Here is a 17310-nt window from a genome sequence, read left to right as displayed (position 1 = left end):
CATCAACCTAAAACAACAATTCAGGTATTTAAAGTTTTAATCAAACGCTTTTTAAAAGATATTTGAATTATAAATAAAGTACAACACAAACTTTCATCAATCAAAAAACGAATAACTATGGCAACTCTAACAAAAATTATAGTCACAACACTTTTAAGTTTATGCTTATTCTCGTGTAACTTCAACATCAACATGCATTCTGGCGTTAAAGGAAATGGTAACGTAAAAACAGAAACTCGAATGGTTACCGAACCGTTTTCAACCATTAAAGCCACCGAAGGCTTAGACGTTTACCTTACACAAAGTGACAACGAAAGTATTATTGTTGAAACCGATGAAAATTTACAAGAGCTTATTATTACTGAAGTTGTAGATGGTGTTTTAAAAATCCATACTGCAGAAAGCATTGGTAAATCTGTTGCAAAAAAAGTAACGGTAAGTTTTAAAACAATCGCTAATATTATAGCAACTAGTGGTAGTGATGTGGTATCGACCAACACTATTACAGTAGAAGAACTAGATTTAAAAACAACAAGCGGTAGCGATATGTCTTTAAAACTAAACACCAAAGTTTTAAACTGTAAATCTACAAGTGGAAGCGATTTAAATTTATCTGGCAAAACAGAAAAACTTAATGCAGAAGCGACTAGCGGAAGTGATATTGAAGCCGAAGAACTTATTGCACAATACAGTAATGTAAAAGTTACTAGCGGTGCAGATATAAGTGTAAACACCGAAAAAATATTAGTTGCCAAAGCTACAAGCGGTGGTGATATCAAATATTATGGTGATCCGGAAAAAGTAGATAAATCGAAAAACTCTTCAGGAAACATAACTAAGAAGTAATTTAGGCCATTATTTGCCTTTAAAATAGAGCCATTCCGGACTAAATATAAGTTTGGGATGGTTTTTGTTTTATCTTTGTTCAGATATTTAATTAATGTACAAAATGAAACAAAAATCCCTTACACTACTAATAGTAATAAGTATTTGTTTTTTGGGCCAAGCCCAAAGTGTAGAAAAAGTAAAAGGTAATAGAAATGTAACAATACAACAAACTCCCGTAAACTCTTTTAAAACCGTTATAGTTGATGAAGATTTTGAAATTGATTTAGTTTACTCCAAAGAACCATATGTTGAAATAGAGACTGATGAAAACTTGCATGAGTTTTTTGTTCTTAACGTTAGAGATAGCGTACTTAATATCGATTTAACAAAACGTGTTACCTCAAAAAAAAGATTGAACATAAAAATTGCTTACGATGATTTTTTAACAACCATTGAAACTCGCGATGATGCGGAAGTACATGGTCTATCTACAATTAATGCAGATAACATGACATTAATTACATCGGGTAATTCTGAAGCTGGGCTGACAATAAAAACGGAAAACTTCAATTTTGAAGGATTAGATAAATCTAAAACGAAATTGAATGTAACTGCAAAAACATCTAAAGTTATTTTAAACGGAAACAGCAGATTAGAAGCTTTAATCAATTCACCAATTTTGAAAGCCGATTTATATCAAAGAGCAAATGCTGAAATTGAAGGTAGCTGTGATAACTTAACACTTAGAACAGACAATAACGCACAGTTTACAGGTAAAAACTTCACTATTAAAAATTGTGATTTAATTTCTGAAATTGCTAGTGAAGCCATATTAGAAGTTACAGATACTATAGCTGTAGAAATTTCTGGAGCAAGTTCGCTGTATCTTTACAATGATCCTCAAATTATTGTAAACAAACTAGCGAACACATCTAAAATTCAGAAAAAAGTAAAATAATTCAACACAAAATTAATTAAGGTAGCTTTCTGAGAAACGCTACCTTTTTTTTGTTTTACATTAAGCACACACCCATAAATCACTTTAAATCAAACACATACAGAACCTAAAGTCAAACTCAATTCTAAACTACTCAAAAACATAAAGTTACAGAAATATTTACTCTTTATTAAATTTATCAAAATTAAGAATAAACCAAACTATATTTTTTCAGTCTAATATTATTAAAGGTTATATTTAACCTTTCGAGGCTCTCAAAATAAAGATTAACATTAACTACCATAACTGTAAATGAATAAATTGGCGTTTTTAAAAAAAGTATCATTTTTAGTTATATTTCTTTTCTCTTTATCAGGTTTTGCTCAATTAAGTAAAACACACTTTATACCACCTTTAACATCTGCAAATCCAGATAATTCAGCTCCTTTAGATCAATATATTTATGTATCGACACCTTCGGCAACAAATGTATCATATACTATCACGCCTATCGGTCAGCCAGCATCAGCATATATAACGGGCATTGTTTCTAATGCATCACCTCAAGTAATATCACTTGGTTCTGGTAATGGACAGTTATTTATTCCTTCATCACAAACAAGTACCGTTGTTAACAATCGTGGATACATTGTTGAAGCCGAAGGAGTAATTTATGTTTCGGTTAGAATGAATGCTGGTAATAATGCACAAGCAGGAGCTTTAGTTAGTAAAGGAGCAGCTGCTCTTGGTCAAACTTTTAGAGTCGGAAGTTATACCAACGAGAATCCACAAGATAATTACCTCAACTTTGTTTCCGTAATGGCGACAGAAGATAATACTGAAGTTATATTTAGCGATTTGCCAACTGGTTTAATTATTGAAAATTATTCTGGAACAACACCTATAACAACAACTTTAAACAAAGGAGAAAGTTATACAATAGCAACAAATAGCAACGAAAGCACGATTAACAAAGATGGGTTAATTGGAGCTTTAATTAATGCTGACAAACCCATTGTTGTAAACTGCGGATCTGCAAATGGTAGTTTCCATAACGGAAACGGTAGAGATTATGGTATCGATCAAATTGTGGGTCTAGATAAAGTAGGCACCGAATATATTTTTGTAAAAGGAGGAGGTAGTAATAATTGGGAAAATATTCTACTTGTAGCACACTACAATAATACTTCTGTAAGTATAAATGGTAATACAGCCGTTGTTACTATTAATGCAGGAGATTATTATTTAATTGAAGGCGACCAATATCTCAATGGTAATATGTATGTAGAAACCTCTCAGCCCGTTTTTGCTTATCAAGGAGTTGGAGCTACAACTAACGAAGCTAACCAAGGTATGTATTTTGTACCACCATTAAGTTGCGAAACACGTGGTAATCTAAATAATATTGCAGCTATTGAATCTATAGGAAGTACCATTTTCGATGGAGGAATTTCTATTGTTACCAAGGTTGGAGCAACAGTTACTGTTAATAATACTGCTTTAAGTAATTTTTCTACAACCGGCCCAATTGCAGTTACAGGAAAACCGGACTACGTAACATATAAAGTGTTAGGCTTAACCGGAAACATTTCTGTTCAAAGTACAGACGAATTGTACTGCGCCTATTTTAACTCTAATGGTTCTGCAACTTCGGGAAGTTTTTATTCAGGTTTCCCTACACCTCCTGAAATTAATTTTAACGCTGTTTTTGAAACTTTAGGAAACTGTATCCCAAACGTAACATTAGAAGTTGCTAATATGGGTAATTTTGATAGTGTTGAATGGTTTTTTGATGATGGTTCTAGCAGTGGTTACACTTCAACAGGAGCGACTTCGCTTCAATACACACCTACACTTTCTGGAACCTATAAACTTGTTGGCCAATTATTATGCTCCGGTCTTACTCTCGAATCTCTAGAGGTACCTGTTAGTATATGCCCAGATGACGTGGATAGTGATGGCATTCCTGACAATATCGATATTGACAATGATAACGATGGTATTTTAAACTGTTCCGAATCTTATGGCAATCAAATTATAAATTTATCAAATATTAACAGTGGTATTATTCCAGTAGGATCATATTCTTTTACAGGAAACACAACAGTAATTGACAACACAGCTGCAACTCCAATTTCAGGAACTAACGATGGTGTTTTCATCAGTGATACATCTCCTAAAAACGGGAATCCAGAAAGTAGTATAACCTACCAACTTAATTTTAATCACGCTCTTAATTTACTCATAGACTATCCTAGTAACACCTTTACAGGTGGTGGCACACTCGGTACCAATCAAGAATTTATTATCCGTGTACCTAATACAAGAACTATTACTCTTTTAGATACTGATGATCAACTTTTAATAGACACTAATTTTGATGGCGTTTACGAAACAGGAATCACCCAAATTTCAGCTTTTGAAATTCGATTTAAACCAGCATCAACACTAGCTTTTGGAACAGGAACGTTCAGTTTTTCAGCAAATGGTGTAGACCAGATAACTTACATTCATAAAAACATTTCAGATACTAATAGTAACCAAGCCGCTTTTCAAATTGCTGCAACTTGCGTTGGAAAAGATAATGACTTAGACGGCATAGAAGACAGTTTAGATTTAGATAGTGATAACGATGGTATTCCAGATTTTATAGAAAACCAAGGTCAATTTGCAGCGTTGTCTAATATTGATGCAGATTCTAACGGATTGGATGATGTTTATGACATTACAGCATTACCAATAGACACAGACAACGATGGTGTAACTGATTATCATGATTTAGATAGTGATAATGATGGTATTTATGATTTAGTTGAAACGGGTGTATTAGGCACAAATTTATCCGATAGCGATTTAAACGGTATTGATGATAGCCCTAACTTTGGAACAAACGGATGGGCAGATACCGCAGAAACCTCAGCTGACAGTAACCAAATAGGATATACTCTAAGTGATTTTGACAACGACACTGTATTTAGCTATATTGATTTAGATGCCGACGGAGATACATGTTTCGATGTTATTGAGGCCGGGTTTTCAGATGCAAATACGGATAACTACCTTGGAGACACTGCAACGATTACAGTAGACATTAACGGACTAGTAACTAATGCTTCAGACGGATACACGCTTCCTAATTCAAATTATTCAACTATTGCTCCCTTATCGATTACAACTCAACCTCTCGATGTTACCGTTTGTGAATCTTATGATGCTTCTATTACAGTAAATTCAGATGAGGCTGAAACATTTCAATGGGAAATAAGTACTGATGGCACCACTTGGAACACCGTTGTTGATGATACCAGTTACAGCAACTCACAAACCACAACTCTAACTATTATTAATACACCTTTAACATTTAACAACAATCAATACCGTCTAAAATTAGATAGAACGGGAAATAGCTGTGGCTTATATTCAGAAAGTATGTCCCTTACTGTAAATACACTACCTACAGTAAATACACCTGTTGTTTTAATTCAATGTGACGACGACGATCCATCAACACTTGGTTATAGTTATTTCAATTTAACCGAAGCTAATGATGAAATTTCATCAAATGCTATAAACGAAACATTCAGCTATTATTTAACTGAAGCTTCCGCTAAATTAGGAGATGAGACGAGCCCTGATTTTATTGCAGACCCAACTACTTTTATAAATAGAACAATTAGTAACGATATAGTTTGGTCCAGGGTCGAAAATGCACTTAACTGCGGGAATATTGCAGAAATTCAACTTAATGTTTCAACTACAATAATCCCTTCCAGCCTATCCATTACGTTTAATCAATGTGATGATTTTCTTGATATTGACGGAAATGATACAGCAAACAATAACCAAAGAGATGGTATAGCCACATTCGATTTTAGTAGTGTAAATACAACTTTATTAAGTTTAATTCCTGCTGGACAAAACCCTTTACCACCAAGATATTATAGAAATGAAGCAGATGCTTTAGCAGAAATAAATGAAATTACAGATATCTCGAATTACAGAAATATTGGGTATCCAAATTCGCAAATAATTTACGTACGTGTAGATAGCTCTATATCTAATGATTGTTTAGGTTTAGGCGGCCATATTTTATTAACCGTAGAAACTTTACCAATTGCGAATCCTGTTACAATTACCAGAGCATGCGATGATGATTCTGATGGCGCCTACCCTTTCGATACTTCTAATTTAGAAAGCGATATTTTAGGAACACAAAACCGTGCGAATTTTAATATTTCGTATTTTGATACCGCTGGAGACCCTCTATTATATTCTGATGGCACTCCTGTTATTAGTCCAATTTCATCTACATTTCTAACAAGCAATCAAACCATAACGATTCGAGTTACAAATGCAACATCTTCGGCTCCCGACGGACCATGTTTCGATGAAACCGCAGTAGAATTTATAGTAGACGAAAGCCCTATTGCTAACCCGATAACCCCAATTATTGTATGCGATGGTGAAGTTGGAGACATTGATGATGATGGTATATTTCCTTTTGACACCTCTAACTTTTCTAGTACCGTTTTAGGAGCGCAAACCGGTATGAATATCAATTATACATATTTAGACGAATCTGGCCTTTCTGTAACAAATTCATCTTTACCAAATCCTTTAAATTCAGAATCTCAAAATATTTTAGTTGAAGTTACTAATTCGGCTAACACAAACTGTATCGCAATAACTACTATAGAATTAGTTGTAAACCCACTTCCAGATTTCACTGTAGATTCTCCCTTAATTGTTTGTACCTCAGACCCAACTTTCAGTGTAAACTTAGATCCTATTGAAGCTAGTGTAATCGATAGTTTTACTTACGAGTGGTATTTTGAGGATGGTACATTTTTATCTAACCAGCCTACTCTAGACAATGTATCTGTTGCCGGAACATATACGGTAACGCTTACTAAAACAGATGGAACAGGATGCTCACGCACACGTGATATTATAGTTACAGCTTCGGAGTCTGCAAATATTACTCAAGACGATGTTACTATTGTAGATATCTCTAACAACAACTCCGTTACTATCGATACTAAAAATTTAGGTTCTGGAGATTATGAGTATGCCTTACGCGATGAGGGCTCAAACTTTATTACTTACCAAGCAGAACCCGTGTTTACAAATGTACGTCCAGGCTTTTACACCATTTATGTAAAGGATGATGTTTGCGGAACTACAGAATTAGATATTTCGGTAATTGGCTATGCTAAATTCTTTACACCAAACGGCGATAGTTATAATGATTATTGGCAAGTAAAAGGCTTAAACGCTCAAACACAACCAAACTCGTTAATCTTTATTTACGATCGTTATGGAAAACTACTTAAACAATTCTTAGCAGGTTCAACAGGTTGGGATGGTACATTTAATGGAAATCCTTTACCTTCTGATGATTATTGGTTTAATGTTCAGCTAGAAGATGGACGACATTTTAGCGGACATTTCACTTTAAAAAGATAACACATTTATTTTGCGTAATTTTGTAAAATGAAGTTTAAAATTGAATCAGAATTTAAGCCAACAGGCGATCAACCAAACGCAATTAAACAATTAGCGGCAGGTTTAAATGCCGATGAAAAATATCAAACTTTATTAGGGGTTACTGGGTCTGGTAAAACATTTACTATTGCAAATGTTATAGAAGAAGTACAACGCCCAACTCTAATTTTAGCGCATAATAAAACTTTGGCAGCGCAGTTATACTCCGAGTTTAAACAGTTTTTTCCTAATAATGCTGTTGAGTATTTTGTGTCTTATTACGATTATTATCAACCAGAAGCTTACATTCCTGTTTCTGGAGTGTACATCGAAAAAGATTTATCTATAAATGAAGAAATAGAGAAAATGCGTTTAAGCGCAACCTCTTCCCTACTTTCTGGACGTCGTGATGTTATTGTTATTGCATCGGTATCTTGTATTTACGGTATTGGAAACCCTGTCGAATTTCAGAAAAACGTAATTTCATTAAAGCAAGATCAAGAAATTTCACGAACCAAACTCCTTCATACCCTAGTACAAAGTTTATATTCTAGAACCGAAGCCGATTTTAGACATGGAAATTTCAGAATAAAAGGTGATACTGTCGATATTTTTCCGAGTTATGCGGATGATGCTTTTAGAATACACTTTTTTGGAGATGAGATTGAAGAAATCGAGTCTTTCAATATTCAAACTAATGAAATTGTTGAAAAATACGAACAAATAACTATTTATCCTGCAAACATGTTTGTAACATCTCCCGATGTTTTGCAAAATGCCATTTCGGAAATTCAGGATGATTTAGTTAAGCAGCACGATTATTTTAAAGAAATAGGCAAACATCTTGAAGCCAAACGTCTAAAAGAACGCACAGAATTCGATTTAGAAATGATACGCGAATTAGGCTACTGTTCTGGTATTGAAAACTATTCGCGCTATTTAGACCGCAGACAGCCAGGAACACGACCTTTCTGTTTACTCGATTATTTTCCAGACGATTATTTAATGGTTGTAGACGAAAGTCACGTTACCGTTTCTCAAGTTCACGCCATGTATGGTGGTGATAGAAGTCGAAAAGAAAATTTAGTAGAATACGGCTTTAGATTACCTGCCGCTATGGACAACAGACCTTTAAAATTTGAAGAGTTTGAAGCCATACAAAACCAAGTAATATACGTAAGTGCCACACCAGCCGATTACGAATTACAGAAAACCGATGGTGTTTATGTAGAGCAAGTTATTAGACCTACCGGACTTTTAGACCCTATTATTGAAATTAGACCAAGTTTAAATCAAATTGATGATTTAATTGAAGAAATACAAATACGTGTAGAAAAAGATGAGCGTACTTTGGTTACCACACTTACCAAACGTATGGCAGAGGAGTTAACCAAATATTTAGACCGTATTCAAATACGTTGTCGTTACATCCATAGTGATGTTGATACTTTGGAGCGTGTTGAAATTATGCAAGATTTACGTAAAGGCTTATTTGATGTTTTGGTTGGTGTAAACTTACTTCGTGAAGGTTTAGATTTACCAGAAGTATCTCTAGTCGCTATTTTAGATGCCGATAAAGAAGGCTTCTTGCGTTCGGCAAGATCTTTAACGCAAACCGTTGGTCGTGCCGCTAGAAACCTTAACGGAAGAGCCATAATGTATGCAGATAAAATCACTAAAAGTATGCAGAAAACGATGGACGAAACCGATTACCGTCGTGAGAAACAAATTGCCTACAATACCAAATTCAACATCACACCAACAGCACTAAACAAAAGTTTAGATAATGTATTAACCAAAAATTCGGTAAGTACTTACAGTTATGAGCTAGAAGCTGCTAAAGCCGCTGAGCCAGAGAGTGAGTATTTAACCAAAGGTGAATTAGAAAAGAAAATTAGAGAGAAACGCAAACTTATGGAAGAAGCTGCAAAAGCATTAGACTTTTTAGTTGCAGCTAAACTACGTGACGAAATTAAAGCATCTCAAGATAAACTAGAAAAGCTAAAGAATTAAATCTTTAGCTTTTCTATAATCCTATACTTTTCAACTAAAATTAACACTTAATAGCTTTTCCTTAAAGGAAAAAAGAATGAGTGATAGGATGTTATTTTATAAAGTATACTGTCTTTTTAATTATACTGTGTTTTTAATTATACTGTGTTTTAAATATATCTATTAAAACATCTGGTGGTACAATTTTATTCGGGAAACTCTCCATTAAATAAAGTACTTTAGTGATAGACTCGTGACTTAAGCCCATACGTAAACCAAAATTGTATAATTTAATTACACCTTTAGAATTGTTTCCTCCACCATGTTCTTGCTCTATATTCATTAATAGCACAAGTCTATGGAATTGTACAATACGTTCGCTATGCGATTTTAAGTGGGTATAGTTTATTGGATTTTTAATTAAATATTCAAAATCTTCACGTTCTATCTCTAATTGCTTGGCAACGCCTAGCAAAAAATTATATTCTATATTTTTTATATCCTTGTCGTGCTTCGCAAAAGCAATCATTTCGGACAAGAGATGCAATTTCTGGGCTCTATTAATCATTTTTAAACTAATTTTGAGGGTTATACCATAAATTTAAGCAGAAACATTAAAAACTAATCGAGGATATAATGTAGCTTATCGAAAAGACTATGGTATTTTATCGTGTTTTTCTTTATTTCATCAATGTTTCAAAAAATTTCATCTAATAAAATTGCGTTTTATCTTTTATAGTCCTTATTAACAGAATATTAAGAACCTTTCAAACAGCCTAATAAATCAAGAGGTTCCAAAGGAATACTACACACAACCCTCCTCGTTTCAGTATTTTACAGAATTAATTCACAGATAGAAAACAAAAACATCAGGTCGTACTATTTCAAAAGTAAAAATCGATGAAATGCACAGCATTGCTAAGTTCACCCGATAAAATGATTATTTTTTTTAATGAAGTAAGAAATACTAACTAAAATTCTATTTAAAATATTAAGTTAACTTAAATTTTAATATCTTAATTTTACATTTCTCGATAAAAGGACTATTTCAAACCTAATTTAAACTGTAAAAACAGCAATTGCTATTCAAAATATGACAAATAACGACATTTTAAAAAAGTTACGCGTGGCATTAAAACTACGTGATGATGAAATTGTAAAAATTTTAGAACTTGTAGATTTCAGAATTTCTAAAAGTGAATTGGGTGCGTTCTTTAGACGCGACGATCACCCGAAGTATATGGAATGCGGCGATCAAGTTTTACGTAATTTCCTTAATGGCTTAGTAATTCATTTAAGAGGACCAATGCCTAAAAAAGGAGAAAAGAAACCACAAAAAAAGGAGTAGCGATTAGCTACTCCTTTTTTTTATGAATTAAAAATCTAATTAATCTTGATTAGATTCTGTTTCTGTAATATCTAGATATTTTGCAATGCCATTAGCACCAATATCATTTCCTGGGTTACCATCTTCGTCTATATCTTCATATATAGAGAAAACACCATCATTATCATCATCCGTATCAGCATAATCTGGTGTTCCATCACCATCAGTATCATCGTCTGTAGTATCTTCTAAATCATCATAATTAACTGTAAATTCACCATCACCATTTAAATCTTCAAGATAAGATGGCACACCATCAAAATCATGATCGTTTACAGTAGTCTGTAATAAATCGAATTTAAAAATTAAAGGTGAGTAAGCTGAAATATCTGTTAAACTAGAAGAAAAATAACCAAGTCCTGAAGGAAGAAACATAACGCCCGCTCCATGGTTAGAGTAAGCTACAGTACCATCTGCTCCATCTGCAATAGTTTCAGCTGAATTAAAGTCGGTTAAAACTTTTCTCCAAGCTGGAATTAAATCTATTAAATCTAAATTCACAGGGTTAACAGCGCTATCGAAAACAGTACCATCTAATCCAGATCCTTCATATCTCACTCTCACATCATCACAAAAGTTAGGAGATTCATCGCCACCACCATCATTTAAATGTAATATGTATACAATATAATCAGTTTCTGCATAAACCACTTCTTTCGCATCTAGTACAAAATCGGCATCGGCATTGTTCAATAAAGAACTTAGCAAAATGCTACCTTCAGGCAAAGTCTCACCATCTAATAATTCTGTTAATTCTAAATCACCAATATTAGGGTTTACATCTTCTCCTTGAAAATCACTTGCATTAAAGTAATGGCTTTCTAAATACGTAAGTAAGGCTTCATTATCTTCAACTTGCTGTTCTGTTCTATCATTTTCTTCAACAACAACAACGTCATCAGCGTCGTCATCCTTCTTACAGGCCGAAAAAACTAAAACTAAACTTAATATTAAAAAACTTATTTTTCTTAAACTCATTATTGCGTATTTTTGACGCGCAAGATACACTTTATTCAAGAATATTTAATCTTGCACAACAACATTAACGAAGTTTTTACAATAATTGTATGCGGATTGATAAGTATTTATGGTGTATTAGATATTATAAAACGAGAACCTTGGCTACAACGGCTTGCAAAAAGGGTCAGGTTAGAATAAATAACGACCAAGTAAAACCAAGTAGAGATGTTTATCCTCAGGATATTGTTGAACTCCGAAAGAACCAAATTAACTATCGTTTAAAGGTTAACGATATTCCAGAAAGCCGTGTTGGAGCAAAGCTTGTAGATCTTTATAGAACAGACTCAACTCCAAAGGAACAATTTGAAGCTCAAGAACTTTTAAAATACTCGAAAGATTATTATAGAAAAAAAGGAGTGGGTCGCCCTACTAAAAAAGATCGTAGAGATATTGATGGCTATACTGAAGATCCTCTTTTTGATGAAGAAGAATAATTATTTTTCTAAAAAAAGGTTTAAACCGAACGCTTATATCGTCAACTTTGATTGATATAAAACTGCTAAAACGAATTAAAAAACTTAATTTTATACTTTAAACGCTATCTATTATGACTGCCACAAGCAACATTATTTTAAATCACACCGAAATTAACCACAAAATACGTCGAATTGCTTTTCAAATTTATGAAAGTAACATAGATGAAACGGAGGTGATTTTAGCAGGAATAGACAGTAACGGCTATGTTTTTGCAAAAAAACTAAAATTAGCATTGCAAAAAATTTCTGAAATTAATGTTTCACTATGTAAAGTAAGTATCGATAAAAAAAATCCGTGGCAGGAGATTAAAACGTCTATGGATCCCGAAGATTACAAAAACAAATCTATTGTATTAGTAGATGATGTTTTAAACTCCGGAACCACACTAATTTATGGCGTTAAACACTTTTTAAATGTGCCTTTAAAGCAATTTAAAACGGCTGTTTTAGTAAACAGAAACCATAAAAAATACCCTGTAAAGGCAGATTATAAAGGTATTTCGCTTTCTACCTCGTTGCATGAACACGTTAATGTTATTTTAGAAGGTAAAAACTTTGAAGCTATTTTAGAATAAGCTATCAAAAACATCTTTTGTAACTTCCTTTTTAGATCTACCATCAATAGACACCTTAACATTGGCCTGATTGTAGTAATAAGCACGTTCAAATAAGTGTTTACCTATAAATTCGGCCATAGCCTCCTCGGTTTCAATATGCGCTATTAAAGGGCGTGTTGCCTTTTTCTTCATTAACTTTTCAATTAATGTAGGTATAGACGCCTTTAAATACACACTCTTTGCATTCTCGGCACTTAAAATAGCATCCATATTCCTACTGTAGCAAGGCGTACCTCCACCAACAGATAAAATAATATCTTCTTTAGATTGAAGTTGCTCACGCAAATAAAATGCTTCTTGTTTTCTGAAATAGATTTCACCTTTAGATTTAAACACCTCGGAAACCGAAGCATTTTCTTTAGATTCAATTAAATCATCTAAATCAATAAAATTATAATTTAGTTTTTTCGCTAATCTTTTTCCAATTGTTGACTTTCCGGAAGCCATATACCCCATTAAAACTATTATCATTTTTTCGTTAAGAATTGATTTTTAAAAACATACGATTTACAGATGCAAAAAAACGAAATTTATTTAAAAAAAGTGTTGTTTTATTAAAGAAAGGTTTTATATTTGCACCCGCTAACAGCAATGTTAACAACTTTGAAATAATGACCTGGTAGCTCAGTTGGTAGAGCATCTCCCTTTTAAGGAGAGGGTCCTGGGTTCGAGCCCCAGCCCGGTCACAAAAACCTATAGATTGAAAAATTTGTAGGTTTTTTTATTAAGGTTTTTATTAAAAAAAACTTAAGTTTAATTACAAATATAATTGTTTTTCTAATTAAAGATGTTATATTTGCACCCGCTAACAATTACTGTTAGTATTTATTTTAAAATAATGACCTGGTAGCTCAGTTGGTAGAGCATCTCCCTTTTAAGGAGAGGGTCCTGGGTTCGAGCCCCAGCCCGGTCACAAAAAAAACCTTTAAATCTTTTGATTTAAAGGTTTTTTGCTTTTTATAAGTTTCTTGTATTTCGCTCTAAGCACTTTTTAATAAAACAGAAGCTTCGAGACCTCAAACTATTTTAAGGTCTCAAAAACTATCCTAAAAGTATTCTATTAACTATTTAAATGTGCTGTTTACATATTTCGGCGATACTGCCCTCCTACTTCAAACAAGGCATTTGTAATTTGCCCTAAAGAACACACTTTACAAACCTCCATTAAGGCTTCGAATATATTTTCATTATTCACTGCTTTATGTTGAAGCTCTTTTAATAAAGCTTCTGTTTTGTGTGCGCTATGCAGATTTTTTAATGTTTTAATTTGAAATTGTTTTTCTTCTTCAGTAGCACGAATAACTTCCGCAGGTAGAACCGTTGGCGAACCTTGGCTACTTAAAAAGGTGTTTACTCCAATTATCGGAAAATCACCATTATGTTTTAAAGTTTCATAATACAAACTTTCTTCTTGTATTTTACTACGTTGATACATGGTTTCCATGGCTCCTAAAACTCCACCACGTTCTGTTATTCTATCAAACTCTAACAATACGGCTTCCTCTACCAAATCGGTTAATTCCTCAATAATAAACGAGCCTTGTATTGGATTTTCATTTTTATTCAATCCTAACTCTTTATTAATGATAAGCTGAATAGCCATAGCACGACGTACGGACTCCTCTGTTGGCGTTGTAATCGCTTCATCATAAGCATTTGTGTGTAGCGAGTTACAGTTGTCGTAAATAGCGTATAGAGCCTGAAGTGTTGTACGGATATCGTTAAAATCAATTTCTTGAGCATGTAAGCTTCTACCAGATGTTTGAATATGGTATTTAAGCATTTGTGCTCTAGCGTTTGCACCATACTTATGTTTCATGGCTTTTGCCCAAATTTTACGAGCTACACGACCAATTACCGCATATTCCGGATCGATACCATTGGAGAAGAAGAACGACAAGTTTGGTCCGAATTTATTAATATCCATGCCACGGCTTAAATAATATTCCACGTAAGTGAAACCGTTAGATAAGGTTAATGCCAATTGAGTAATGGGGTTTGCTCCTGCTTCGGCAATATGATATCCAGAAATAGAAACCGAATAAAAATTACGTACATTATTATCTATAAAATACTCTTGCACATCGCCCATAAGTCGTAATGCAAACTCTGTTGAAAAAATACAGGTGTTTTGTGCTTGGTCTTCTTTTAAAATATCGGCCTGAACGGTACCACGAACTTGAGCAATGGTATTTATTTTAATTTCTGCATAAACATCTGAGGGTAACACCTGATCTCCAGTTACACCTAAAAGCATTAAACCTAAACCGTTGTTACTTTCAGGTAAATCGCCGTTGTATTTTGGGCGCTCTTTACCTTTATAAATTTTAGCTATTTTAGCCTCTACCTCAGTTTCTAAATTATTTTCTTTTATATAAACCTCACATTGTTGGTCTATGGCCGCATTCATAAAAAAGCCAAGTAACATTGGAGCTGGCCCATTAATCGTCATACTAACCGAAGTCATTACGTGTGCCAAATCGAAACCAGAATATAGTTTCTTAGCATCGTCTAAACAACAAATGGAAACTCCTGCATTTCCAATTTTACCGTAAATATCTGGACGTAAATCCGGATCGTTTCCGTAAAGTGTAACACTATCAAAAGCAGTAGACAAACGTTTTGCCGGCAACCCTGCACTTACATAATGAAAACGTTTATTGGTACGTTCTGGTCCGCCTTCGCCAGCAAACATTCTGGCCGGATCTTCTCCCGTTCTTTTAAATGGATACAAACCAGATGTGTATGGAAATTCTCCAGGTACATTTTCTTGTAAGCACCATTTTAGTAGATCGCCCCAAGCTTGATATTTTGGTAAGGCAATTTTAGGAATCTGCAAATGCGATAATGACTCGGAATGTGTTTCAATATTAATATCCTTATCTCTAACTTTAAAGCTATAGATTGGATTTTTATATTTTTTTACTTTCTCGTCCCAAGTGGTAATAATTTCCCAGTTGTAAGGATCGAGGTTTAATTTTACTCTATCAAATTCTTTTATAAGTAGTTTCAATAAACTTCTTTGAGATTCCTCGTCAGAGGTCCCTCCTCCTGTCGGAATCACAATTCCTTTGTCATTCTCTGCTTGTCGAAGAATTTCATCATCATTTAATCCTAATTTTCCAATAAGCGACATCTCAACTTCGTTCGATGACACATTCATTACAGAACAAATGGTTTTATAGATGCCGTATAGCTTCTGTGCCACTTCAAACTGTTCCAAGCCTTTTTTATCGTAAGCACGGTTGTTTTCAGCAATTTCAGATAAGTAACGTGTTCTATTTGGCGGAATTACAAAAATCTTTTCACTCATTTCATTAGAAATGGTAAAGGTTGATTTTAAATCTGCACTCGCTTTTTCAACCAAAGTATCCATAATAGCTTTGTAAAGCGTATTCATTCCCGGATCGTTAAACTGCGATGCAATGGTTCCGAAAACCGGTAAATCGTCCTGATGGGTATCCCACAAATTATTATTACGCATGTATTGTTTTTTTACATCGCGTAAAGCATCTAGCGAACCACGTTTATCAAATTTATTAATAGCCACCAAATCGGCAAAATCTAGCATATCAATTTTTTCAAGTTGAGTAGCTGCTCCAAATTCTGGCGTCATTACATATAAGGACACATCAGAATGTTCAATAATTTCCGTATCACTTTGCCCAATTCCCGAAGTTTCTAATATAATAAGATCGAACTCCGCGGCTTTTAAAACCTCAACCGCTTCATTTACATATTTTGAAAGTGCTAAATTAGACTGTCTCGTTGCCAAACTTCGCATATAAACACGCGAATTGTTAATAGCATTCATACGGATTCTATCACCTAGAAGTGCTCCACCTGTTTTCCTTTTAGAAGGATCTACAGAAACAATACCAACTGTTTTTTCGGGAAAATCTATTAAAAACCTGCGTACAAGCTCGTCTACCAAACTCGATTTTCCTGCACCACCAGTTCCGGTAATACCCAAAACTGGTGTTTTTGAATTTTTATTTTTATTATGAATTTGATCTAAAACTACTTTTGAAATCTCCGGAAAATTCTCTGCAGAAGAAATAACTCTAGCTATAGTTTTATCATTTTTATTCTTCAAAGTATCAACATCTATATCGAGTTGATCGCCAATGGCGAAATCTGATTGTTGTACCAAATCATTAATCATGCCCTGCAAGCCCATTTCACGGCCATCATCTGGAGAATAGATTCTGGAAATACCATAATCCATTAAATCTTTTATTTCCGAAGGTAAAATAACACCGCCACCGCCGCCAAAAATTTTGATATGCTCTGCGCCGCGTTCCTTCAACAAATCGAACATGTATTTAAAATACTCGTTATGCCCACCTTGGTACGATGTTAAACAAATAGCATTAACATCTTCTTGAATGGCTGTATTTACAACTTCTTCCACACTTCTATCGTGGCCTAAATGAATCACTTCCACTCCAGTAGACTGAATAATTCGACGCATAATATTAATAGAAGCATCATGACCATCAAATAATGATGCTGCTGTAACTATTCGAACTTTATATTTTGGTTTGTAGGAAGGAATTTGTTTCATTC

Annotated in this window: 11 protein-coding genes and 2 tRNA genes; 9 read left to right on the top strand and 4 right to left on the bottom strand. The window is 33.9% G+C overall.

The genetic code is table 11. The features are described from left to right. Positions 1-117: 117 nt before the first annotated feature. The 4 genes from GQR98_RS11880 to uvrB all read left to right on the top strand — a co-directional run bounded on the left by GQR98_RS11880 (position 118) and on the right by uvrB (position 9262). A complete protein-coding gene (locus GQR98_RS11880; protein WP_159019682.1) occupies positions 118-846 on the top strand; it encodes a head GIN domain-containing protein in 729 nt (242 codons plus the stop codon). 103 nt (positions 847-949) lie between these two features. Continuing rightward, positions 950-1786, top strand: coding sequence for a GIN domain-containing protein (locus GQR98_RS11875; protein ID WP_159019681.1), 837 nt, complete (start codon positions 950-952; stop codon positions 1784-1786). A 300-nt stretch (positions 1787-2086) separates the two neighbouring features. Continuing rightward, a complete protein-coding gene (locus GQR98_RS11870) occupies positions 2087-7231 on the top strand; it encodes a T9SS type B sorting domain-containing protein (RefSeq protein ID WP_159019680.1) in 5145 nt (1714 codons plus the stop codon). A 27-nt stretch (positions 7232-7258) separates the two neighbouring features. After that, complete coding sequence (gene uvrB, locus GQR98_RS11865) at positions 7259-9262, top strand: excinuclease ABC subunit UvrB (RefSeq protein ID WP_074937711.1); 2004 nt, start codon at positions 7259-7261, stop codon at positions 9260-9262. A gap of 133 nt (positions 9263-9395) precedes the next feature. On the opposite strand, the gene GQR98_RS11860 is transcribed toward uvrB, so the two are convergent. Continuing rightward, the gene (locus GQR98_RS11860; protein ID WP_042495622.1) at positions 9396-9809 is read right to left on the bottom strand and encodes a hypothetical protein; all 414 of its coding nucleotides are present in this window, start codon (positions 9807-9809) and stop codon (positions 9396-9398) included. 525 nt (positions 9810-10334) lie between these two features. On the opposite strand from GQR98_RS11860, the gene GQR98_RS11855 reads away from it, so the two are divergent. Then, the gene (locus GQR98_RS11855) at positions 10335-10589 is read left to right on the top strand and encodes a DUF1456 family protein (protein WP_042504819.1); all 255 of its coding nucleotides are present in this window, start codon (positions 10335-10337) and stop codon (positions 10587-10589) included. 39 nt (positions 10590-10628) lie between these two features. Here the strand turns inward: GQR98_RS11855 and GQR98_RS11850 are convergent, their stop codons facing one another. Then, complete coding sequence (locus GQR98_RS11850) at positions 10629-11606, bottom strand: FKBP-type peptidyl-prolyl cis-trans isomerase (protein WP_159019679.1); 978 nt, start codon at positions 11604-11606, stop codon at positions 10629-10631. A gap of 89 nt (positions 11607-11695) precedes the next feature. Between GQR98_RS11850 and GQR98_RS11845 the strand changes: the two genes are divergently transcribed. Beyond that, positions 11696-12082 (top strand): RNA-binding S4 domain-containing protein, encoded by a 387-nt coding sequence (locus tag GQR98_RS11845; RefSeq protein ID WP_159019678.1) that lies wholly within the window; start codon positions 11696-11698, stop codon positions 12080-12082. Positions 12083-12195: 113 nt separating this feature from the next. Further along, positions 12196-12699 (top strand): phosphoribosyltransferase domain-containing protein, encoded by a 504-nt coding sequence (locus GQR98_RS11840; protein ID WP_159019677.1) that lies wholly within the window; start codon positions 12196-12198, stop codon positions 12697-12699. On the opposite strand, the gene GQR98_RS11835 is transcribed toward GQR98_RS11840, so the two are convergent. Then, a complete protein-coding gene (locus GQR98_RS11835) occupies positions 12691-13212 on the bottom strand; it encodes a shikimate kinase (RefSeq protein ID WP_159019676.1) in 522 nt (173 codons plus the stop codon). The two genes, GQR98_RS11840 and GQR98_RS11835, sit on opposite strands and share 9 nt — an antisense overlap. Positions 13213-13354: 142 nt before the next feature. Here GQR98_RS11835 and GQR98_RS11830 point away from each other — a divergent pair. Beyond that, positions 13355-13427: transfer RNA gene (locus GQR98_RS11830), tRNA-Lys, on the top strand. Positions 13428-13581: 154 nt separating this feature from the next. After that, positions 13582-13654, top strand: a tRNA-Lys gene (locus GQR98_RS11825). 168 nt (positions 13655-13822) lie between these two features. Here GQR98_RS11825 and GQR98_RS11820 read toward each other — a convergent pair. After that, the gene (locus tag GQR98_RS11820) at positions 13823-17308 is read right to left on the bottom strand and encodes a methylmalonyl-CoA mutase family protein (protein ID WP_159019675.1); all 3486 of its coding nucleotides are present in this window, start codon (positions 17306-17308) and stop codon (positions 13823-13825) included. Positions 17309-17310 lie beyond the last annotated feature (2 nt).

Source organism: Algibacter sp. L3A6 (genome assembly GCF_009796825.1).
Lineage (GTDB): Bacteria > Bacteroidota > Bacteroidia > Flavobacteriales > Flavobacteriaceae > Algibacter.
The sequence above is the reverse complement of the archived record's forward strand: the minus strand, read 5'-3'. Positions and strand labels throughout refer to the sequence as shown.